The organism is Rhodococcus yananensis (genome assembly GCF_020515525.1).
GTDB classification, from domain to species: Bacteria; Actinomycetota; Actinomycetes; order Mycobacteriales; family Mycobacteriaceae; genus Rhodococcus; species Rhodococcus yananensis.
Genome location: NZ_JAIYEP010000080.1, coordinates 1 through 18,123 on the forward strand (window position 1 = coordinate 1; position 18,123 = coordinate 18,123).

The 18,123-nt window shown below is 68.2% G+C and carries 9 protein-coding genes; all 9 read right to left on the bottom strand.

Annotated features, from left to right (window positions below; translation table 11 throughout):
- The coding region (locus tag LDQ05_RS16415; protein WP_226438027.1) for a non-ribosomal peptide synthetase at window positions 1-7,693 on the bottom strand (7,693 nt) is incomplete at its 3' end.
- 316 nt (window positions 7,694-8,009) lie between these two features.
- Entirely contained in the window at window positions 8,010-8,360 is a 351-nt protein-coding gene (locus tag LDQ05_RS16420) for a hypothetical protein (RefSeq protein ID WP_226438028.1), read from the bottom strand.
- Between the two features lie 65 nt (window positions 8,361-8,425).
- A complete protein-coding gene (locus LDQ05_RS16425; RefSeq protein ID WP_226438029.1) occupies window positions 8,426-10,396 on the bottom strand; it encodes an acetoacetate--CoA ligase in 1,971 nt (656 codons plus the stop codon).
- Between the two features lie 17 nt (window positions 10,397-10,413).
- Window positions 10,414-11,289 (bottom strand): HpcH/HpaI aldolase/citrate lyase family protein, encoded by an 876-nt coding sequence (locus LDQ05_RS16430; protein WP_226438030.1) that lies wholly within the window; start codon window positions 11,287-11,289, stop codon window positions 10,414-10,416.
- Window positions 11,290-11,470: 181 nt separating this feature from the next.
- Window positions 11,471-11,731 carry a GlsB/YeaQ/YmgE family stress response membrane protein gene (locus LDQ05_RS16435; RefSeq protein WP_226438031.1) on the bottom strand — a complete coding sequence of 87 codons (261 nt, stop codon included), beginning with the start codon at window positions 11,729-11,731 and terminating at the stop codon, window positions 11,471-11,473.
- A gap of 134 nt (window positions 11,732-11,865) precedes the next feature.
- A complete protein-coding gene (locus tag LDQ05_RS16440) occupies window positions 11,866-12,978 on the bottom strand; it encodes an NDMA-dependent alcohol dehydrogenase (protein ID WP_226438032.1) in 1,113 nt (370 codons plus the stop codon).
- A gap of 95 nt (window positions 12,979-13,073) precedes the next feature.
- Window positions 13,074-14,573 carry an aldehyde dehydrogenase family protein gene (locus tag LDQ05_RS16445; RefSeq protein ID WP_226438033.1) on the bottom strand — a complete coding sequence of 500 codons (1,500 nt, stop codon included), beginning with the start codon at window positions 14,571-14,573 and terminating at the stop codon, window positions 13,074-13,076.
- 112 nt (window positions 14,574-14,685) lie between these two features.
- On the bottom strand, window positions 14,686-16,326 hold the full coding sequence (locus tag LDQ05_RS16450) for a sigma-54-dependent Fis family transcriptional regulator (RefSeq protein ID WP_226438034.1): 1,641 nt from the start codon (window positions 16,324-16,326) through the stop codon (window positions 14,686-14,688).
- Entirely contained in the window at window positions 16,323-17,981 is a 1,659-nt protein-coding gene (locus LDQ05_RS16455; protein ID WP_226438035.1) for an AMP-binding protein, read from the bottom strand. Before LDQ05_RS16455 ends, LDQ05_RS16450 begins: the two co-directional genes overlap by 4 nt.
- Window positions 17,982-18,123 lie beyond the last annotated feature (142 nt).

The window sequence follows — 18,123 nt, forward strand, 5'->3', positions numbered from 1 at the left end:
ACGACAACCACGGCGCATCCCCCACCACCACAGCAGGATCCGCCACCACAGCACCCAACACCCGCACGAACCGCTCCGCGAACGACACCACCGTCGCCCGATCGAACAAATCCGTCGCGTAGGAGAACTGCGCGGACATGCCCTGCGGCACACCCGCCCCGTCGATGTTCTCGGCCACGGTCAGTTCGAGGTCGAACTTGGCGACGTTCGTGTCGATCTCCTGTCGCGACACCGAAAGTCCCGGAAGTTCGAGCGCCGCGTGCGCAAGATTCTGGAAGGAGAGCGCGACCTGGAACAACGGATGGCGCGACTGGACGCGGGCCGGATTGAGCACCTCCACGAGGCGCTCGAACGGCACGTCCGCGTGACCGAAGGCTCCGAGTGCGACTTCGCCTGCGCGATCGAGGAAGTCGGCGAACGGCTCGGCCGGGTCGACGTCGGTGCGCAGGACCAGCGTGTTGACGAACATCCCCACCAGATCGTCGAGCGCCTGCTCGCCACGACCCGCCACCGGCGTCCCGATCGCGATGTCGCGGGAACCGGACAGCCGCGACAGCACCACCGCAAGGACCGCGTGCACGACCATGAAGAGGGTCGCCCCCTGGTCGCGCGCGAATGATGCTGCAGCGCGGTGCAGTTCGCCGGGGATCTCGAACTCGACCGTGTCGCCCCGGAATGTCGGTGCGGCCGAACGGGGTCGGTCGGTCGGCAGATCCAACTGGTCGGGGAGGTCCGCGAGCACATTCCGCCAGTAACCGAGCTGCCGGGAGATCAACGACTGGGGATCGTCCTCGGAACCGAGCACCTCGCGCTGCCACAGCGTGTAGTCCGCGTATTGGACGGCCAGCGGCGGCCACGTGGGCGACTCCCAGTCCTTGCGAGCCGCATACGCGATCATGACGTCCCGGGCGAGGGGCGCCATCGACCACCCGTCGGCCGAGATGTGGTGCACGACGAACGCCAGGACGTGGTCGTCGTCGCCGAGCCGGAAGAGGCTCGCACGGATCGGGGCGTCGCGGGTGACGTCGAATCCGGCGCCGGCGAGCGTGTGCACGTGCCGTTCCAGCTCGTCCAGCGAGCGGACGTCGATCGGTTGCAGGTTCGGCACCGTGCTCGCCGCGTACCCGATGGTCTGAACCGGTCCGGCATCGGTGGCGGGGTAGACCGTGCGCAACGACTCGTGACGGTCGACGACGTCGATCACCGACACCTGCAGAGCCGGAATGTCGAGGTATCCGACCATGCGGAGCGCGAATGTGATGTTGTACGTGGCAGACTCGGTGTCGTACCGGTTGAGGAACCACATCCGCTGCTGCGCGAGCGAGAGCGGGATCTCGTCGGGTCGCGGATCGACGGCCACCAGGGCCGCACGCGCACCCTCACCGGTGTCCTGCTCGACGCGGGCGGCCAACGCGGCCACGGTCGGCGCTTCGAACAGTGCCCGCACGGGGACGGGTGCGTCGAGTGCCGCGCCCAGACGCGACGACACCTGGGTCGCGATCAGCGAATTACCGCCGAGCGCAAAGAAATCGTCGTCGAGGCCGACACGATCGACCCCCAGGACGTCGATGAAGACGTTCGCGACGATCTCCTCGATCGGCGTGGTCGGCGCCCTGAACACGTGGGTTTCGAATTCGGGCTCCGGCAACGCCCGGCGGTCGAGCTTGCCGACCGGCGTCAGGGGAAGTTCGTCCAGGACGACGATGACCGCCGGAACCATGTGGGTCGGCAGGACCTTACCTGCGAACAGCGACAGTTCGGCGACGTCCACGTCGTGTCCGGGTGCAGCCAGGACGTATGCCACGAGCGAGGTCACTCCGGCCGGGCCGGTGTGTCCGACGGTCGCGGCGAACTCGATGGACGGGTGACCCGCGAGGGTCGCGTCGATCTCCCCGAGTTCGACGCGCAGTCCACGAATCTTGATCTGGAAATCACTGCGGCCGAGGTACATCACCTCGCCCTGGTCGGTCCACGTCGCGACGTCACCCGTGCGGTACATGCGTTCGCCCGGTTCCCCGAACGGGTTGGCGACGAACCGTTCAGCGGTGAGTCCGGCGCGCGCATGGTAGCCGCGCGCGAGCTGGATGCCCGACAGATACAGTTCACCCGCGATACCGGCAGGTACCGGATGCATGCGGCGGTCGAGGATCAGCGAGCGCATGCCTCGGATCGGGCCGCCGATCGTCACCGGACGACCGGGCACCATCGCATCACTGATGTTGGTCATGATCGTGGTCTCGGTCGGGCCGTACCCGTTGTACAGGTGTCGTCCACGTGCCCACCGCGCGACCAGTTCCGGCGGGCACGCCTCGCCGCCCACGACGAGATGCTGCAGGCAGTCCAGTCCCGCCGGATCCATCGAGGCGACGACGGACGGGGTGAGGAACGAATGGGTGATTCGTTCGCGGGCGATCAGTGCCGCGAGATCGGGACCACCGAACACGTTCGGCGGCGAGACCACCAGGGTCGACGCCTGGGCCAGTGCGAGCAGGAGTTCGAGCACCGACGCGTCGAAGCTCGGCGACGCCACGTGGAGCACCCGCGAGTCGGGGGTCGGCTCGTAGCGGCGGAACTGTTCGACACAGAAGTTGTGCAGACCCAGGTGGGTGACCGCGACGCCCTTCGGCAGTCCGGTCGACCCGGACGTGTAGATCACGTACGCGACGGTGCGCGGATCCACCTCGATCTCGGGAACATCCGGGGCCGCCACATCGGACCGGTGTACCGCCTCGGAATCCGAGACGATCCAGTCCACGTCCGCCGGCAGCGAGTCCACGTGCTCGGCCCGCGTGATCCCCAGCGCGGCACCCGAATCGACGAGCATGTGCTGCACTCGATCGGACGGGTAGGTGACGTCCACCGGGACGAATCCGGCACCGGTCCGCGCCACCGCCCAGACCGCGAGCACGGAGTCGATCGACCGCGGGACCGCGATCGCGACGAGATCGCCCGGGCCGACCCCGCGATGGAGCAGTGTGCGCGCGAGTCGTCCCGCCGCGGCGTCGAGTTCACGGTAGGTGAGGGTGCGGCCCTCGTACGAGACGGCGATACCGTCGGGGGCGGCGTCGACCGCGTCGCGCATGAGCCTGCGCAAGGTGCGTGGGGCCACTGCCGCGCCGCTGGTGCGTGTCGTGAGGTTGGCGTACTCCGCGTCGGAGAGCAGAGCGATGTCGCCGACCGCACGGCCCGGATCGGCACCGACCGCGTCGAGGATCCGGACGAACCTCTGCGCCAACGTGTTCACGCTGTCGGCATCGAACAGATCGGTGGCGAACTCGAAGGTCGCGTCGATGCGGTCGGGACGGCCCTCGGCGTCGAGGGCGAGCGAGAGGGTGAGCTGGAGGTCGAACTTCGAGACGGGCAACGCCAGTTCGGTCGCCGTTGCCGTGACGCCGCTGAGATCCAGGGTCCGGGACTCGACGGCATCGACCACCAGGGCGACCTGGAAGAGCGGATGGCGCGCCTGTGAACGCGTGGGGTTGAGAACCTCGACGAGGCGCTCGAACGGGATGTGCGAGTGCGCATATGCTTCGAGGTCGATCCGGCGTACGTCGTCGACGAGGTCTGCGAACGACCGGTCGGGGTCGACGGGTGTGCGCAGGACCAGGGTGTTGACGAACATGCCGATGAGGTCGTCGAGGGCGGTGTCCTCACGTCCGGACACCGGGCTGCCCACCATGATGTCCTCGGAGCCGGACAGTCGCGACAGCAGCACGGCGAACGCCGCATGCAGGACCATGAACGGCGACGCGTTGTGGACCCGACCCAGTTCGACGAGGCGGCGGTGAATGTCGGCGTCGATCCGGAATTCGTGTCGGGCACCGGCGTTGGAGGCCACCGCCGGGCGGGGGCGATCCGTGGGCAGGTCGAGTTCCTCCGGAAGACCGGCGAGCTGCGTACGCCAGTATTCGATCTCGCGGGCCGCGAGGGACTGCGCCGAGGACTCGTCACCGAGGGTCTCGCGTTGCCACAGGGTGTAGTCGGCGTACTGCACCGGCAGCGGCGCCCACGGCGGCGCGTGACCTTCTCGACGACTCGAATACGCGGCCAGCACATCCCGCGCGAGCGGGCGGAAGGACAGCCCGTCGGCGGCGATATGGTGGAGCACCATCGCGAGGATGTGCTCATCGGGTGCGATGCGGAGGATCGCGACGCGCACCGGCGGCTCCACCGACACGTCGAAACCGACGTGGGCGAGTTCGGCGAGGGCGGCGTCGACGTCCCCTTCGGCCACGGGGCGCGGCATCAGATCGAGGGCGACACTGTCCGTGTCCAATACCACCTGCGTTGCGGCACCGTCTACTTCGACGTACACCGTCCGCAAGGTCTCATGTCGCTCGACGACGTCGACCAGGGCGAGCGCGAGCGCGTCGGAGTCGAGTTCGCCGACGAGCCGCACCGCGAACGGCATGTTGTACGCGGCGGTGCTGGAATCGAAGCGGTTGAGGAACCACAGTCGCTGCTGGGCGAGGGACAACGGTACCGAATCCGGACGGGTCCGGGCACCGAGCGTCGGCACCGCGGGTGACGCGACGTCGGCGATGCGTGTGGCCAGGCCCCCGACGGTGGATGCCTCGAACAGGGCACGCACGGGTACCTGCCGGCCGACACCGTCACCGATCCGTGCGACCACCTGGGTCGCCACCAACGAGTTGCCACCGAGTTCGAAGAAGTCGTCGTCGAGTCCGACGTCGGTGACCCCGAGGACGTCGGCGAACGTCTCGGCGATCAACCGTTCCACGGCGGTGCGCGGTGCGGTGAACTCGCGCCGGCTGGAGAACACCGGAACCGGCAGAGCCTTGCGGTCCAGCTTGCCGCTCGTGTTGAGCGGCAGGTCGTCGAGGACGACCAGCGCCGCGGGGACCATGTACGACGGCAGTGCGCCACGCGCGTGTTCGGTCACCGCCGACTCGTCGACCACGCGCCCGGGTGCGGGCACCACGTAGCCGACCAGTTGGTCTCCCGTCGAGGTGGGGACGACCAGCACGACGGCCTGCGACACCTCGGGGGCAGCGAGCAGCACCGCTTCGATCTCGCCGAGCTCGATTCGCTGACCACGGAACTTGACCTGGAAATCGGTGCGGCCGATGTAATCGAGTGTGCCGTCGGTCCGCCACCGCACGAGGTCGCCGGTGCGGTACATGCGGTCGCCCGGCGCGCCGAACGGATCTGCGAGGAACCGGTCGGAGGTGAGGTCGGGGCGCCCCAGGTAGCCGCGCGCGAGCTGGACACCTGCCAGGTACAGCTCGCCGGCCTGCCCGATCGGCGCGGGTCGCAGGCGCCGATCGAGGACGTACGCGCGGCTGTTCCACTGGGGTACACCGATCGGAACCGACCGGGTGTCGCGGGGCGTCGCGGTGTGGTGGGTGATCGACACCGCGGCCTCGGTCGGACCGTACAGGTTGTGCAGCCCGGCCGGGCACAGGTCGCGGAACGCCGCGGCCGTCTCGGCGGGCAGTGCCTCACCGATGACGAACACGTGCTCGAGCGAATCGCAGGATCCGGCAGGAGCATTCGCAACGAAGACCGTGAGCATCGACGGCACGAAGTCGGTGACCGTCACACGGTGACGGGCGATGGTCTCCGCGACGTAGACCGGATCGCGGTGACCGTCCGGTGTCGCCACGACGAGCGTCGCACCGACCCGCAGAGGCATGAAGAAGCCCCACAGCGACACGTCGAACGTCGTGGCGGTCTTCTGCAGATACACGTCCGAAGCCGACAGCGCGTACCGATCGTTCATCCATCGGGTCTGGTTGTCGATCGCACGATGAGTGACGGCGACGCCCTTCGGTCGTCCCGTCGAGCCCGACGTGTAGATGACGTAGGCGGTGTTGTCGAGCCGTACGGGCGCGAGCCGATCCGAGTCGGTCACGGGCCGGGAATCGAGGGCGTCGTAGTCCAGGAGGTCGACATCGATCGCGTCGGTTCCCGCCGGCAGCCCCGCGCGGTCGCGGCTGGTGGTCACGACACACGCCGGCGCCGCGGACTCGAGGATGTAGGTCGTGCGCTCGGCGGGATGATCAGGATCGATGGGCACCCAGGCACCACCGGCACGGACGATCGCGTACATGCCCACGAGCAGGTCGAGGGAACGCCTGACGCACAGCCCCACACGCGATTCCGGCCCCACCCCGCGGTCGATCAGGATCCGCGCCAACGCCGACACCCGCGCATCGAACGCGGCGTAGGTCAGCTGTTCGCCTTCGTACACGAGGGCGGTGGCGTCGGGGGTACGCGCGACCTGGCGGTCGAACTCCGCGAGCAGGTACTCGTGGTCCACCGCGTGATCGGTGCGGTTCCAGTCGACGAGGGAGCGCTCCACCTCGTCGGCGGTGGACAGCGGCACGTTCCACACGAGGCGGTCGGTGTCCGAGCCGACGAATGCGGCGAGGAACGCGACGAACCGGTCGTGGTGTGCATCCGACTCGTCGGCGCTGTAGAGGTTGGGGTTGGATTCGAAGTCGATGCTCGTCCGGGTGCCGCTGTCGGTGCGGTACACGTTCACACCGAGGTCCTCGATGAGGCCGGTGGACAGGATGTGGGTACGCCCCACCATGCTGCCGAGTCGCACCTCGTTGTCGAACAGCATCAGGTTGATCCACGGCCCGAAGAATCCGGACTGTCCGGAAGCGCCGGGGGTATCGCGCACGATGTCCTCGTGCCGGTAGCGCTGGTGCCGGATCGCCTGTGCCATCACGGTGGTGGTGTGCCGCAGGAGGTCGCCGACGGTGGTGGCATCGTCGACCGTCATCCGCAGCGGCACGACGTTGGACACCATGCCCCCGGAGCGCCGCATCACGGCGGTGGTGCGCGCCGCCACCGGCAGACTCAAGAGCACATCGCGTTGCCCGGTGGACTGCGCGAGGAAGGCGGCGAACGCCGCGACGATCGTGGTGGCGAGGGTGGTCCCCTCCCGTTCCAGGAACAGCTCGACTGCCTGCTCCACACCCGACTCGAGAACACCGGCGTCGATACGGCTGATCGGCGCGGGCGCAGCGGTACGCCCGGCGAGCGAGGTGGGTTCATCGATCCCGAGGACCTGTCCGGCCCAGTACGTGCGATCGGTGGCGAACCGAGCGGAGTCGCGATAGGCGAGCTCGAGGTCGTGGATGGCGCGGACGGGCGAGGATTTGCCGGGTCCCGCCTCGGTTCCCTCGACGGCTGCCGTGTAGAGCTCGGCAACTCGACCGACGAGGTTCGCGGCACCCAACCCGTCGACGACCAGATGGTGGACCCGCAGGTACCACAGGAAGTGCCGCTCCGCGATCTGGAGGACACACACGTTGACGAGCCGGTCGGCGAGGAGATCGACCGGTCGGCTGCGGTCGGCACGCATCCAGTCGAGTGCGGAGCCGCGAGGATCGTCGTCGCCGCGGAAGTCGACGAATCCGAACGGCAGGTCGAGCGTAGGATCGAACACCTGGTGCGGCCGGGCATCGATCTCGACGATCCGGACGAAAGCCGACTGCAGCTCGCGTCCGGCCCGCTCGGAGCATTCACGCAGCAGCTCGAAGTCGAGGTCCCCCTCGAGTTCGACGTACTGGGCGATGTTCGCGGGGACCGACGGATCGAGATGTTGGGCGAACCACATGCCGAGCTGGGCAGGAGAAAGCGGGAAGGCGTCCGCCGGGTCACCGCCTCGTGTCGAGTTGTCGTTCGAGCCACCGACACCGAGCGAGTTCAATCCCACGCCTCCCTATATCCTCAGTCACCATCGCGAGCGGGAACCGGTCCGAGCGATCGGATCCGGCACGCGCCCACCCCGGAGCGCGTGCACGCACGCGATCCGGCCACAGTCGCACTCGTGTATATCTGCGGCGCAGCGGTGGGACGTTACAGGGAAGTGCCCGTATGCTGGCAAATCCCCCGTGTGTCCCCCACGACACTGTCACCGACGAGAACTCAGTTCGTCGGTGTCGGCACCATAACCAGCAAGCAAGACATGTGCATCAATCTACAGGCTGAGCATCAGGCAGCGACAATTGCACGCTCGCCGTCGGGGCTCGTCACCAGAGCACCGCGATGATCACGTTGACGATTCCCAGCCCGCCTGCGACGTGCGCGAGCGTGGCGGTGGAACCCGGTTCCTTCTTCTCCTTCTTCAGGCCCACGACGGCGACGACGAGGATGATCAGGGCGACCAGCAGCTTGATGCCGATCTTCATGTGGTTCACCTCGACGTTGTCCTGCGCCTCGCGTATACCCACCATCGCCAGACCGGTGACCACCTGCAGGATCGCGCCGTGCAACATACCGGCGACGACACGGGGCTGCTTGATGACGGCGAGCCACGAACCGATGATGCCGGCGAGCCCGATGAAGTGGAGGATGAGCAGGATATTCAAGGCGACGTCCATGGCGCAATCCGAACATTCCGGGCCGCGGACTGTCCAGTAAGGCAGGACTCAGCTCGTGGCGTCCGTCACATTCGGTCGCGGTACCATTCGACGAGTTCGGGGACGTCGACCGCGGTCCGTTCGACGGCGACCGCGGCGTCGGCGCCCTGCAGGATCCGTTTGATCGGCACCTCCAGTTTCTTACCGGTGCGGGTGTGCGGAATCCCGGGTGCGGCGATGATGTCGTCGGGGACGTGTCGCGGCGACGCCTGTTCCCTGATCGCGGCGCGGATGCGTTCCCGCAACGCGTCGTCGAGAACCGCCCCCTCGGCGAGCACCACGAACAACGGCATCCAGTACGCGCCGTCCGGGCGCTCGATCCCCAGCACCAGGGCCTCGGTGATCTCGGGCAGGTTCTCCACCACCTGGTAGATGTCGGCGCTGCCCATCCGCACCCCGTGTCGGTTGAGGGTCGAATCGGAGCGCCCGTGCATCTGCACGGAGCCGCGATCGGTGATCGTGATCCAGTCGCCGTGGCGCCACACCCCGGGATACGCGGAGAAGTACGCCTCCCGGTACCGCGCACCGTCGGGATCGTTCCAGAACCGGACCGGCATCGACGGCATCGGCGCGGTGACGACGAGTTCACCGACCTCACCGCGCACCGGGCGGCCGTCGGGGTCGAACGCGTCGAGGGCGACGCCGAGGCACGGCGCCGACAGTTCGCCGGGCCACACCGGCACCGTGGGGACGGCACCGACGAACGCCGACACCACGTCCGTGCCGCCGGTGATCGACATGACCTGTACGTGCCGCCCGGTGTTCTCCGCGAGCCACAGCGACGACGCCGCCGGCAGGGTCGCACCGGTGATCCCCACCCCGCGCAGCGCGGACAGATCGTGTTCACGGTGCGGCTCCACACCGGCCTTGATGCACGACAGGACGTACGCGGGACTCGTCCCCAGCACGGTGACCCGTTCCTGTGCGGCGAGCGCCCACAACCGGTCGGTCTCCGGGTACGACGGTGCCCCGTCGTAGCAGACGACGGTGGCCCCCACCAGCAGTCCGGCTGCCAGGAAGTTCCACATCATCCAGCTCGGGCTCGTGTACCAGCAGAACGTGTCCCGCGGGCCGAGATCGAGGTGCAGCGACAGTGCCTTGAGATGTTCGAGCAGCACCCCGCCGTGTCCGTGCACGATGCCCTTGGGGAGCCCCGTCGTCCCGGACGAGAACACCACCCACAGCGGATGGTCGAACGAAACGTCGACGATCCCGGCGTCGGTACCGGTGTCCCCCGCCGTCGCCTCGTCCCAGGTGAGCACTCCGGGGTCGAGCAGTTCCTCGTCGGCGGACGCCGGAGCGGTGTCCGTGCGCGAGCGGGTGATCAGCACGGTGGCCTCCAGTGTCGGCAGGTGCTCGCGCAGCCACCGCACCTGTTCGCGCCGGTCGTGTCGGCGCCCCGCGTACCGGTATCCGTCGGCCGCGACGAGGACCTTCGGTTCGAGTTGGCCGAGACGGTCGACTGCGGCCGGGGCCGCGTAGTCCTGCCCGCACGATGCCCACACCGCACCGACGGTCGCGGTCGCGAGGAACGCGACGATGGCCTCCGGGATGTTCGGGAGGTAACCGACGACCCTGTCACCCGGTCCGACGCCGCGGCCGCGCAGTGTGTCCGCGAGCGCCGCGGCACGTGCCTGCAGTTCGGTCCACGACACCTCGGTGCGATCGCCGTCCTCCCCGACGTGCACGATCGCCGGCCGGTCGTCACGCGCATTGCGGAACACGTGCCGGGCGTAGTTCAGTCTCGCCTCGGGAAACCACACCGCGCCGGGCATCGCGGAGTCGGCCAGCGCGGGGCCGGTGTCGGTACTCGACCGCACATCGAACCAGTCCCACACGGCACGCCAGAAATCCCCGGTCGCCGTGACCGACCACTCCCAGAGGTGGTCGTAGTCGGGAAGCGACACCGCGTGGCGTCCCTCGACGAACCGTGCGAACGCGGTCACCCGCGCACCGACCACGTCGGTTTCCGTGGGCACCCACTGTGGACGCACCATCGATCCCGCCTCCTCCCTCATCGGCCGACCGCATCATCGTGGTCGCCCACGCCGACGGACGCACCGCGACGGAGCCCACCGGCACGGGCTCCCACCGAGCGGTGCAGGATCTGCTCGGCGTGGCGCAGCACCGGAGCATCGACCATGCGGCCTTCGAACACGAAGACGCCGCGCGACTCGGGAACGGCGGCGAGGACTCTGCGCGCCCAGTCCACCTGGCCGGCGCCCGGCGTGTACGCAGCGGTCACGATGTCCGCCTGGTCGGGGTGGACGACGAGTTTCGCGTCGAATCCGACCGCGACGGCATCCACGCTCTCCGCCCGTGCGCCGGCGCGGTCGTGGATGTCCGGGTACACCCCGTCGATCGCCCACCTGCCGTACGCCTTCGCCGCGAGGAGCACCGACGACCGGACCTGCCCGGTGACACCGCGGTGGGTGCCGTCGTGGTGACGGCTCTCGTATCCGCCGAGCCCGGCGACGAGGGCGTCCCCGTCCCAGGTCAGTCCGACGGTGCCCATCGCCAGCGCGATGTCGGCGACGGCGAGGGCTCCGCGGGGCGACTCGATCGCCGCGATCACCTGCCGCGGCGCCAGTGCCGTGACCTGCTCCGGTGCCTCGCAGCACGAGAGCATCACCCGGGTGTAGGGCGTGTCGGCGAGCGCACGCAGGTCGTCGCGATGGTCGTCGGTACCGGACGGAGCGATCCGTACCACCGTGGACGCGGGATCGAGGGAACGGTCGAGCAGGCTGCGACGCGCATACGCCTTGTCGGCGGGTGCGACACCGCCGGCGAGATCCAACACGACGACGTCGGCGACCGCGGCCGCCCGCCCGTATCGATCGGGTCGATCTGCGGGGCAGAACAGCCAGGTGGGTCCCGGGATCGCGTTCATGTGCTCGGCCTTCCTGTCCGTCGATCGTCGCACCGATCATGCCGTCCGTCCGGTGTTCGCGGTATCTCACGACGGTCGGTGACCTCTGCGCGCGCGAAACCCCGCCCGGGCATCGAATGCCGGGCGGGGTTACGCGCCGGACCACCGCGAGAGGACGGACGATCGTCGACTCGCTGCGGCGTCAGCTCTTGCTGCGCGTGGCGGCGGTGTAGATGAGGGTCAGGACCACCGCGGCGGCGATACTGATGATCCAACGCCACCAGTCGATGCCGGGGGTGTCGGTTCCGCCGAGCAGATCCCACAGCCAGTAGCCGATCAGCGCGCCGATCACACCGATGACGACCGTGATGATCCAGCCCATCGCCTGCTTGCCCGGGATCACGAGCCGGGCCAGAACTCCGATGACGGCACCGAAGATGATGGTGCCGATGATCTCTCCCATAGCACGCTCCTCTCGAGATGATCTTGTCGCGACGGACTGTACGTCAGTGTGTCCCCTCGTGTGTGACCATGGGGCGAATTCCGACGAATCGTCGGACGAACGTTGTGCGCCCTCGGCCGATCGGTGTGCGGCGATCACGATCCGTGGACGATCACACCGCGCAGGTTCTTGCCGTCCCGCAGGTCCTGGTAGCCCTCGTTGACCTGCTCGAGGGTGTACCGCGTGGTGATCAACTCGTCGAGTTTCAGCTGACCCGCGTCGTACATGCGCAGCAGTCGCACGATGTCGTACTGCGGATTCGCCGACCCGAACAGCGATCCCTTGATCGTCTTCTGGAACAACGTCAGTTCGGTGCCCGACACGTGCACGGTGAGCTTCGCGGGGTTCGCGAGACCGGTGATGACGACGGTGCCACCCTTGCCGACCACCGACGTCGCCGCGGAGACCACCTCCTCGTCGACGGTGCCCACGAGGATCAGCGCGGCGTCGGCACCCTGACCCCAGCTGAGCTCGTTGACCTTCGCGGCGGCGTCCTCCGCCGTGGCGAACGCGTGGCTGGCACCGAACTTCAGCGCCGCGTCCCGCTTCATCTCCACCGGGTCGACCACCACGACGTACTTCGCGCCGGCCGCGACGGCTCCCTGGACGGCGTTGATGCCCAGGCCGCCGATCCCGTAGATCACCACGATGTCGCCCGCCCGGACGTCGCCCGCGTACACCGCGGTTCCCCAGCCCGAGGGGACGCCGCAGCCGACGAGTACCGCTGTCTCCAACGGCAACCACTCGTCCACCTTCACGACGGAGTGCTGCGAGATCGTCGCCCGTTCGGAGAACGTTCCCAACATGCACATCGCCCCGAAATCCTTTCCACCGGAGTGGAATCGGAACGTCCCGTCGGGCATGGCCCCCTCCAGGATGGTGGCGCCCATGTCGCACAGATTCTGTCGGCCCGTCGAGCAGTAGCGACACGTCCCGCAGTTGGGGATGAAGCTGCACACCACGTGATCTCCGGGCCGGACCTTCGTCACTCCGGGGCCGACCTCCTCGATGATCCCGGAGCCCTCGTGCCCACCCACGATCGGATACCTTGGGGGCAGGTCTCCGTCCGTCAGATGCAGATCCGAATGACACAGCCCGGCCGCCGTGTACTTGATCAGCACCTCCCCGGGGCCCGGGCCGTCGAGATCCAGTTCCATGATCTCGAACGGCCTGCCCTCGCCGAGGAGAACTGCAGCTTTGGTCTTCATGGTGTTCCTCCGATGTGTTGCGAGCGTCTGTGTTGCGAGCGTCTGTGTTGCGAGCGTCTGTGTTGCACAGCGTCGACGAGCCGGACCGGGCCTACCTACAACGCGATGTTCACCGCCTTGGTCTGGGTGTAGAGGTCGATCGCGGAACCGCCGAGTTCGCGACCCCACCCCGACTGTTTGAATCCTCCGAACGGCATCGCGGTGTCGAACCCGTTGTACTGGTTGACCCACACCGAACCGGCCTTCAGTCTCCGCGCCGTGCGGTGCGCCTTCGACAGGTCCCGGGTCCAGATTCCCGCGGCGAGACCGTAGATCGAGTCGTTCGCGGCAGCGTCGATGCCGTCGTCGGCATCGAACGGCATCGCCGCGACGACCGGACCGAAGATCTCCTCCCGGACGACGCTGAACTCGGGCCGCACGTCGACGAGCACGGTGGGTTCCACGAAGAATCCGCTGTCTCCCCAGCGGTTTCCTCCCGTCAATGCCCGGGCCCCGTCGGTGAGTCCCTGCCGGAGATATCCGGTGACACGGTCCAGCTGCTCCTGCGAAACGAGCGGTCCGAGTTGCGTGGCGGGATCCATGCCCGGTCCGATCCGCACCTTGCTCGCCGCCTCCGCGACGGCCTCGGTGAACCTCTCGAAGATGGGGCGCTCCACGAACAGCCGGGTGCCGGCGACACAGCACTGACCGTGGTTGAAGAGCCACGCGTCGAGCGAACCCGACACCGCAGCATCGAAATCGGCGTCGGCGAACACGATGTTCGGGCTCTTGCCGCCGAGTTCGAGCGAAACCTTCTTCAGGTTGCCCTTCGCCGCCTCGAGAACCTTCTTGCCGACCTCGGTGGAGCCGGTGAACGCGACCTTGTCGACACTGTCGTGCGCGGCGAGCGCCGCACCCGCGTCACCGAACCCGGGCACGATGTTGACCACACCCGGGGGGAATCCCGCCTCCTCGAAGAGATCGGCGAGCAGCAGTGCGGTCAACGGCGTCTGTTCCGCCGGTTTGAGGACGACGGTGTTCCCCGCGGCGAGCGCCGGAGCGAGCTTGAACGCCGCCATGAGCAGCGGGAAGTTCCACGGCACGATCAGCCCGCACACACCGACCGGCTCGCGGAGGGTGTAGGCGTGGAACTCGCCGCCCGGCACGAACGGCATCGACACGTTCACGGTGCTGCCTTCGATCTTCGTCGCCCAGCCCGCGTAGTACCGGAAGATGTCGGCGGACCACGCTGTGTCGACAGCCGCCGCGATCGTCGCCGACTTGCCGTTGTCGAGCGCTTCGAGCTGACCGAATTCCTCCGCCCGCTCCGTCAGCAGGTCTCCGACCCGCCAGATCAGCCTCTCCCGTTCCGCGGCCTTCATCGTCGGCCACGGCCCCTCGTCGAACGCCCGCCGGGCGGCCCGCACGGCCCGATCGATGTCCTCGGGCCCGCCGTGTGCCACCTGCGCGAGTGCCTCACCGGTCGCGGGGTCGTAGGTGGTGAACACGCGCCCGGAGGCGGCATCGACGCGATTTCCGTCGATGCAGAGCCGCTGCGATCCGGCGAGAAAATCCCGGATCCGCGGGGCGAGGGTGTATTCGGCGACGGCAGTCATGCGCTCCTCCTGGGGTAGTGTGACACGAGTCATACTTCCCCGGGGTGCGATGCTCGAACTGTCCGAGCTTCGGACACTGCACGGCTTCGGACACTGCACCGCGACCGAACCGTCAGACGCCGATGTCCAGCGCGCGGATACGGCTGTACAGGGTCGAGCGACTGATGCCCAGACACGCCGCCGCGTGCACCTTGTTGCCACCGCTGTCGCGCAGCGCCGCGACGATCGCCTCCCGCTCGGCACGTTCGAGTCCGCCGAGCCGCGAAACCCTCCCGGTCGCACGGTATTCGGACGGCAACTCCTCCGGGCGCAGCGGGATGGGCGAATCCCGCTGCGGAACGGCGTCGAGGACGGATCGCAGTTCCGTCAGATTGCCCGGCCAGGACCGTTCCGCCAGTGCGGCGAGGGCGCCGGGACCGAGCAGCAGATCCGTGCGCCCGAGTTCTCCCGTGAGCGACGCGACGAGTTGCGCGAACTCGCGCACCCGATGCCGCAGTGCAGGCACCCGCACACGGCCGGGACAGCGCGCCAGCAACGCGCGAACATCGTCGCGCACCGTGTCGTCGGGGTCCGAGGTCAGGACGAACCGCGGCCCCGCATCGAGAACCGACGCGATCAGTCGGATCACCGAGTCCGGGGCCACATGCACGTGCTCGATCACCACGACGTCGTGTTCTCCGGCATGGTCCACGACTGCGAGCAGCCCCGACGACCATGCGCGTTCGCCCTCGCCGACGAGGCGAGCGGCGTCGACGACCACACCGTCCCCACCGGTGAACTCCCCCGCCGCCCAGGTGCGTCCACTGCCGGACTCACCGCACACGGCGACATTTCCCCGGCGGCTCCGCAGCGCACCCAGGTCGTGCCGCAGGCTGTCCGTGGCGGTGCGGTCACCGACGTTGCGGGGCACCGGGGCCCGGACACCCACCGCATCGAGAACGAACAGTGCGCCGCTGCCGGCACCGGCGATCCGGTCGATTCTCAGCCGGGTCCGGCCCCCCGACGCGAGTTCGAAGTCCACCGTGTGTGTTTCACCGGCGCGGAGTCCGATCGCGAGTGACCGGAGTTCCGCGTGGTCGGCCGGACCGAGTAGGTCGACGGCCGCCTTGTTCGTGAGCATGATGTCCTCGCCCATCGCTGCGACCGCGAGTCCCCGACGCCGGGCGGCGCGCTGGAACGCGTCGACGACCCGTCGATCGGATTCGCGGGCGCCCTCGAGCAGTCGCGCCTCGATGTCGCGCGCCGCGCGGGCCACCAGCGGCGCGAACAGCGGGTTGGCCGTCTTCCCCACCGCGGTGATGTCGAGGATCCCCTCGATACGCCGGGTGACCGGGTGCACGAGGGGGTGCCCGTAACAGCTGAAGTCCTTGAGCGGCTCGAGGTAGTGCTCCTCACCGTGCACGACCAGTCCCCGACGCACCTCGAACGGTGTGCCCAGCGCGTTGGTACCGAACGTCTCCTCGCTCAACTCCACACCGGACAGCACCCCGATGCCCTCCATGGCCCGCTGCAGACGATCCGAGTCGAAGAGGCGGTCGACGACCCGGCAGTCACGGTCGACCAGCAGGATGCAGCATCCCGTTCCGGCGAGGTGCGCGCCGAGTTCGTCGAGTACCGGTCGTGCGGCGTGGAGCAGCCGTCCCGACGCGTCCGACGGGTCGAGCAGTGTCGGAGCGGGGAGCCGTCCCGGATCCAGTCCGCTGAGACGGGACCGTTTCCAGGACAACGCGATCTCCGGCCGCAGCTGGTTCACTTCCCGGCGGCCTCCCGCAGGATCGCGACGGATGCGTCGCGCATCTCCACCTTCCTGATCTTCCCCGTGACGGTCATCGGGAACTCGTCGACGACGTGGACGTATCTGGGGATCTTGTAGTGCGCGAGCCTGCCCGTGCAGAACGCGCGCACCGCGTCGGCGTCGAGCGGTGCCGCACCCTCGCGCAGCCGGATCCAGGCCATCAGCTCCTCCCCGTACTTCTCGTCGGGAACACCGACGATCTGCGCGTCGAGGATGTCGGGGTGGGTGTAGAGGAATTCCTCGATCTCGCGGGGGTAGATGTTCTCGCCGCCCCGGATGACCATGTCCTTGATGCGGCCGGTGACGGCGACGTAGCCGTCGGTGTCCATGACCCCGATGTCACCGGTGTGCATCCAGCGCGCCGCGTCGATCGCCTCCGCCGTCTTCTCGGTCTGGTTCCAGTAGCCGAGCATCACCGAGTAGCCGCGGGTGCAGAGTTCGCCCGGTTCGCCCCGCGGCACCGTCAGCCCGGTCGCGGGGTCGACGACCTTGATCTCGATGTGCGGACCGGCGCGGCCGACGGTGGACACCCGCTGCTCGATGGTGTCGTCGCTGCGGGTCTGCAGCGACACCGGCGACGTCTCCGTCATGCCGTAGCAGATGGACACCTCGGACATCCCCATCCGTTCGATGACCTGCTTCATCACCTCCACCGGGCAGGGGGATCCGGCCATGATGCCGGTGCGCAGGCTCGACAGGTCGTATCCGTCGAATCCGGGATCGGCGAGTTCGGCGATGAACATGGTCGGCACCCCGTAGAGGGAGGTGCAGCGTTCTTCCGCCACCGCCGCGAGCGTCGCCGCCGGATCGAACGAGGGCGCGGGAATGACCATCGCCGCACCGTGGCTCGTGCAGGACAGATTGCCCATCACCATTCCGAAGCAGTGGTAGAAGGGGACGGGGATGCACACCCGATCCTCCTCCGTGTAGTGGCACAGTTCTCCGACGAAGAAACCGTTGTTGAGGATGTTGTGGTGGCTCAGCGTCGCACCCTTGGGAAAGCCCGTGGTGCCCGACGTGTACTGGATGTTGATGGCGTCGTCGGGCGACAGGTCGCGTGCCGCGGCCTCGAGGTCGGCGCGGCCGCCGGCGAGTGCGTCGCGTCCGGCGGCGACGAGGTCGTCCCATTCGGATCGTCCCAGCAGCACCACCTGTTCGAGGTCCGGGCAGTCGCCTCGAACCCCGTCGATCATCGCGGCGTAATCGGAGGTCTTGAATGCGGGCGCCGCGACCAGCATGCGGATTCCCGCCTGCGTGAGCACGTACTGCAGTTCGTGTGATCGGTACGCGGGGTTGATGTTGACGAGAATCGCGCCGATCTTCGCGGTCGCGTACTGCACGAACGTCCACTCGGCACAGTTCGGAGCCCAGATGCCGACGCGATCACCCTTGACGATGCCGGCGTGCAGCAGCCCGGCTGCGAGCGTGTCCACCTCGTCGGCGAGTTCGCGGTAGGTCCAGCGTCGTCCCGCCGCGCGATCGACGAGGGCGAGTCGGTCGCCGTGCCGCGCGACGGTGCGATCGAAGTTGTCGCCGATCGTGTCGCCGAGCAGCGGCAGGCGACCCACTCCGGAGTCGTAGCTGGGGACGGCGGGTGTGACGGTACCGGTCATGGGGGATGCATCTCCTGCGTAGTGCGCGGCCCGGGCATGGATGAATCGATGCCACCACCATCGTGGTCCTCTTCGGGCCGTATGTGTACGGAATCCGAACGGCAGCGGTGCCCTCCCCGCGTCGGCGGGGAGATCGGAAGAG

Excerpts from the sequence above, each read along its gene's own strand:
- LDQ05_RS16420 (WP_226438028.1), bottom strand. The coding sequence starts at position 8,360 with ATGGACGTCGCCTTGAATATCCTGCTCATCCTCCACTTCATCGGGCTC.
- LDQ05_RS16425 (WP_226438029.1), bottom strand. The coding sequence starts at position 10,396 with ATGGTGCGTCCACAGTGGGTGCCCACGGAAACCGACGTGGTCGGTGCG.
- LDQ05_RS16430 (WP_226438030.1), bottom strand. The coding sequence starts at position 11,289 with ATGAACGCGATCCCGGGACCCACCTGGCTGTTCTGCCCCGCAGATCGA.
- LDQ05_RS16435 (WP_226438031.1), bottom strand. The coding sequence starts at position 11,731 with ATGGGAGAGATCATCGGCACCATCATCTTCGGTGCCGTCATCGGAGTT.
- LDQ05_RS16440 (WP_226438032.1), bottom strand. The coding sequence starts at position 12,978 with ATGAAGACCAAAGCTGCAGTTCTCCTCGGCGAGGGCAGGCCGTTCGAG.
- LDQ05_RS16445 (WP_226438033.1), bottom strand. The coding sequence starts at position 14,573 with ATGACTGCCGTCGCCGAATACACCCTCGCCCCGCGGATCCGGGATTTT.
- LDQ05_RS16455 (WP_226438035.1), bottom strand. The coding sequence starts at position 17,981 with ATGACCGGTACCGTCACACCCGCCGTCCCCAGCTACGACTCCGGAGTG.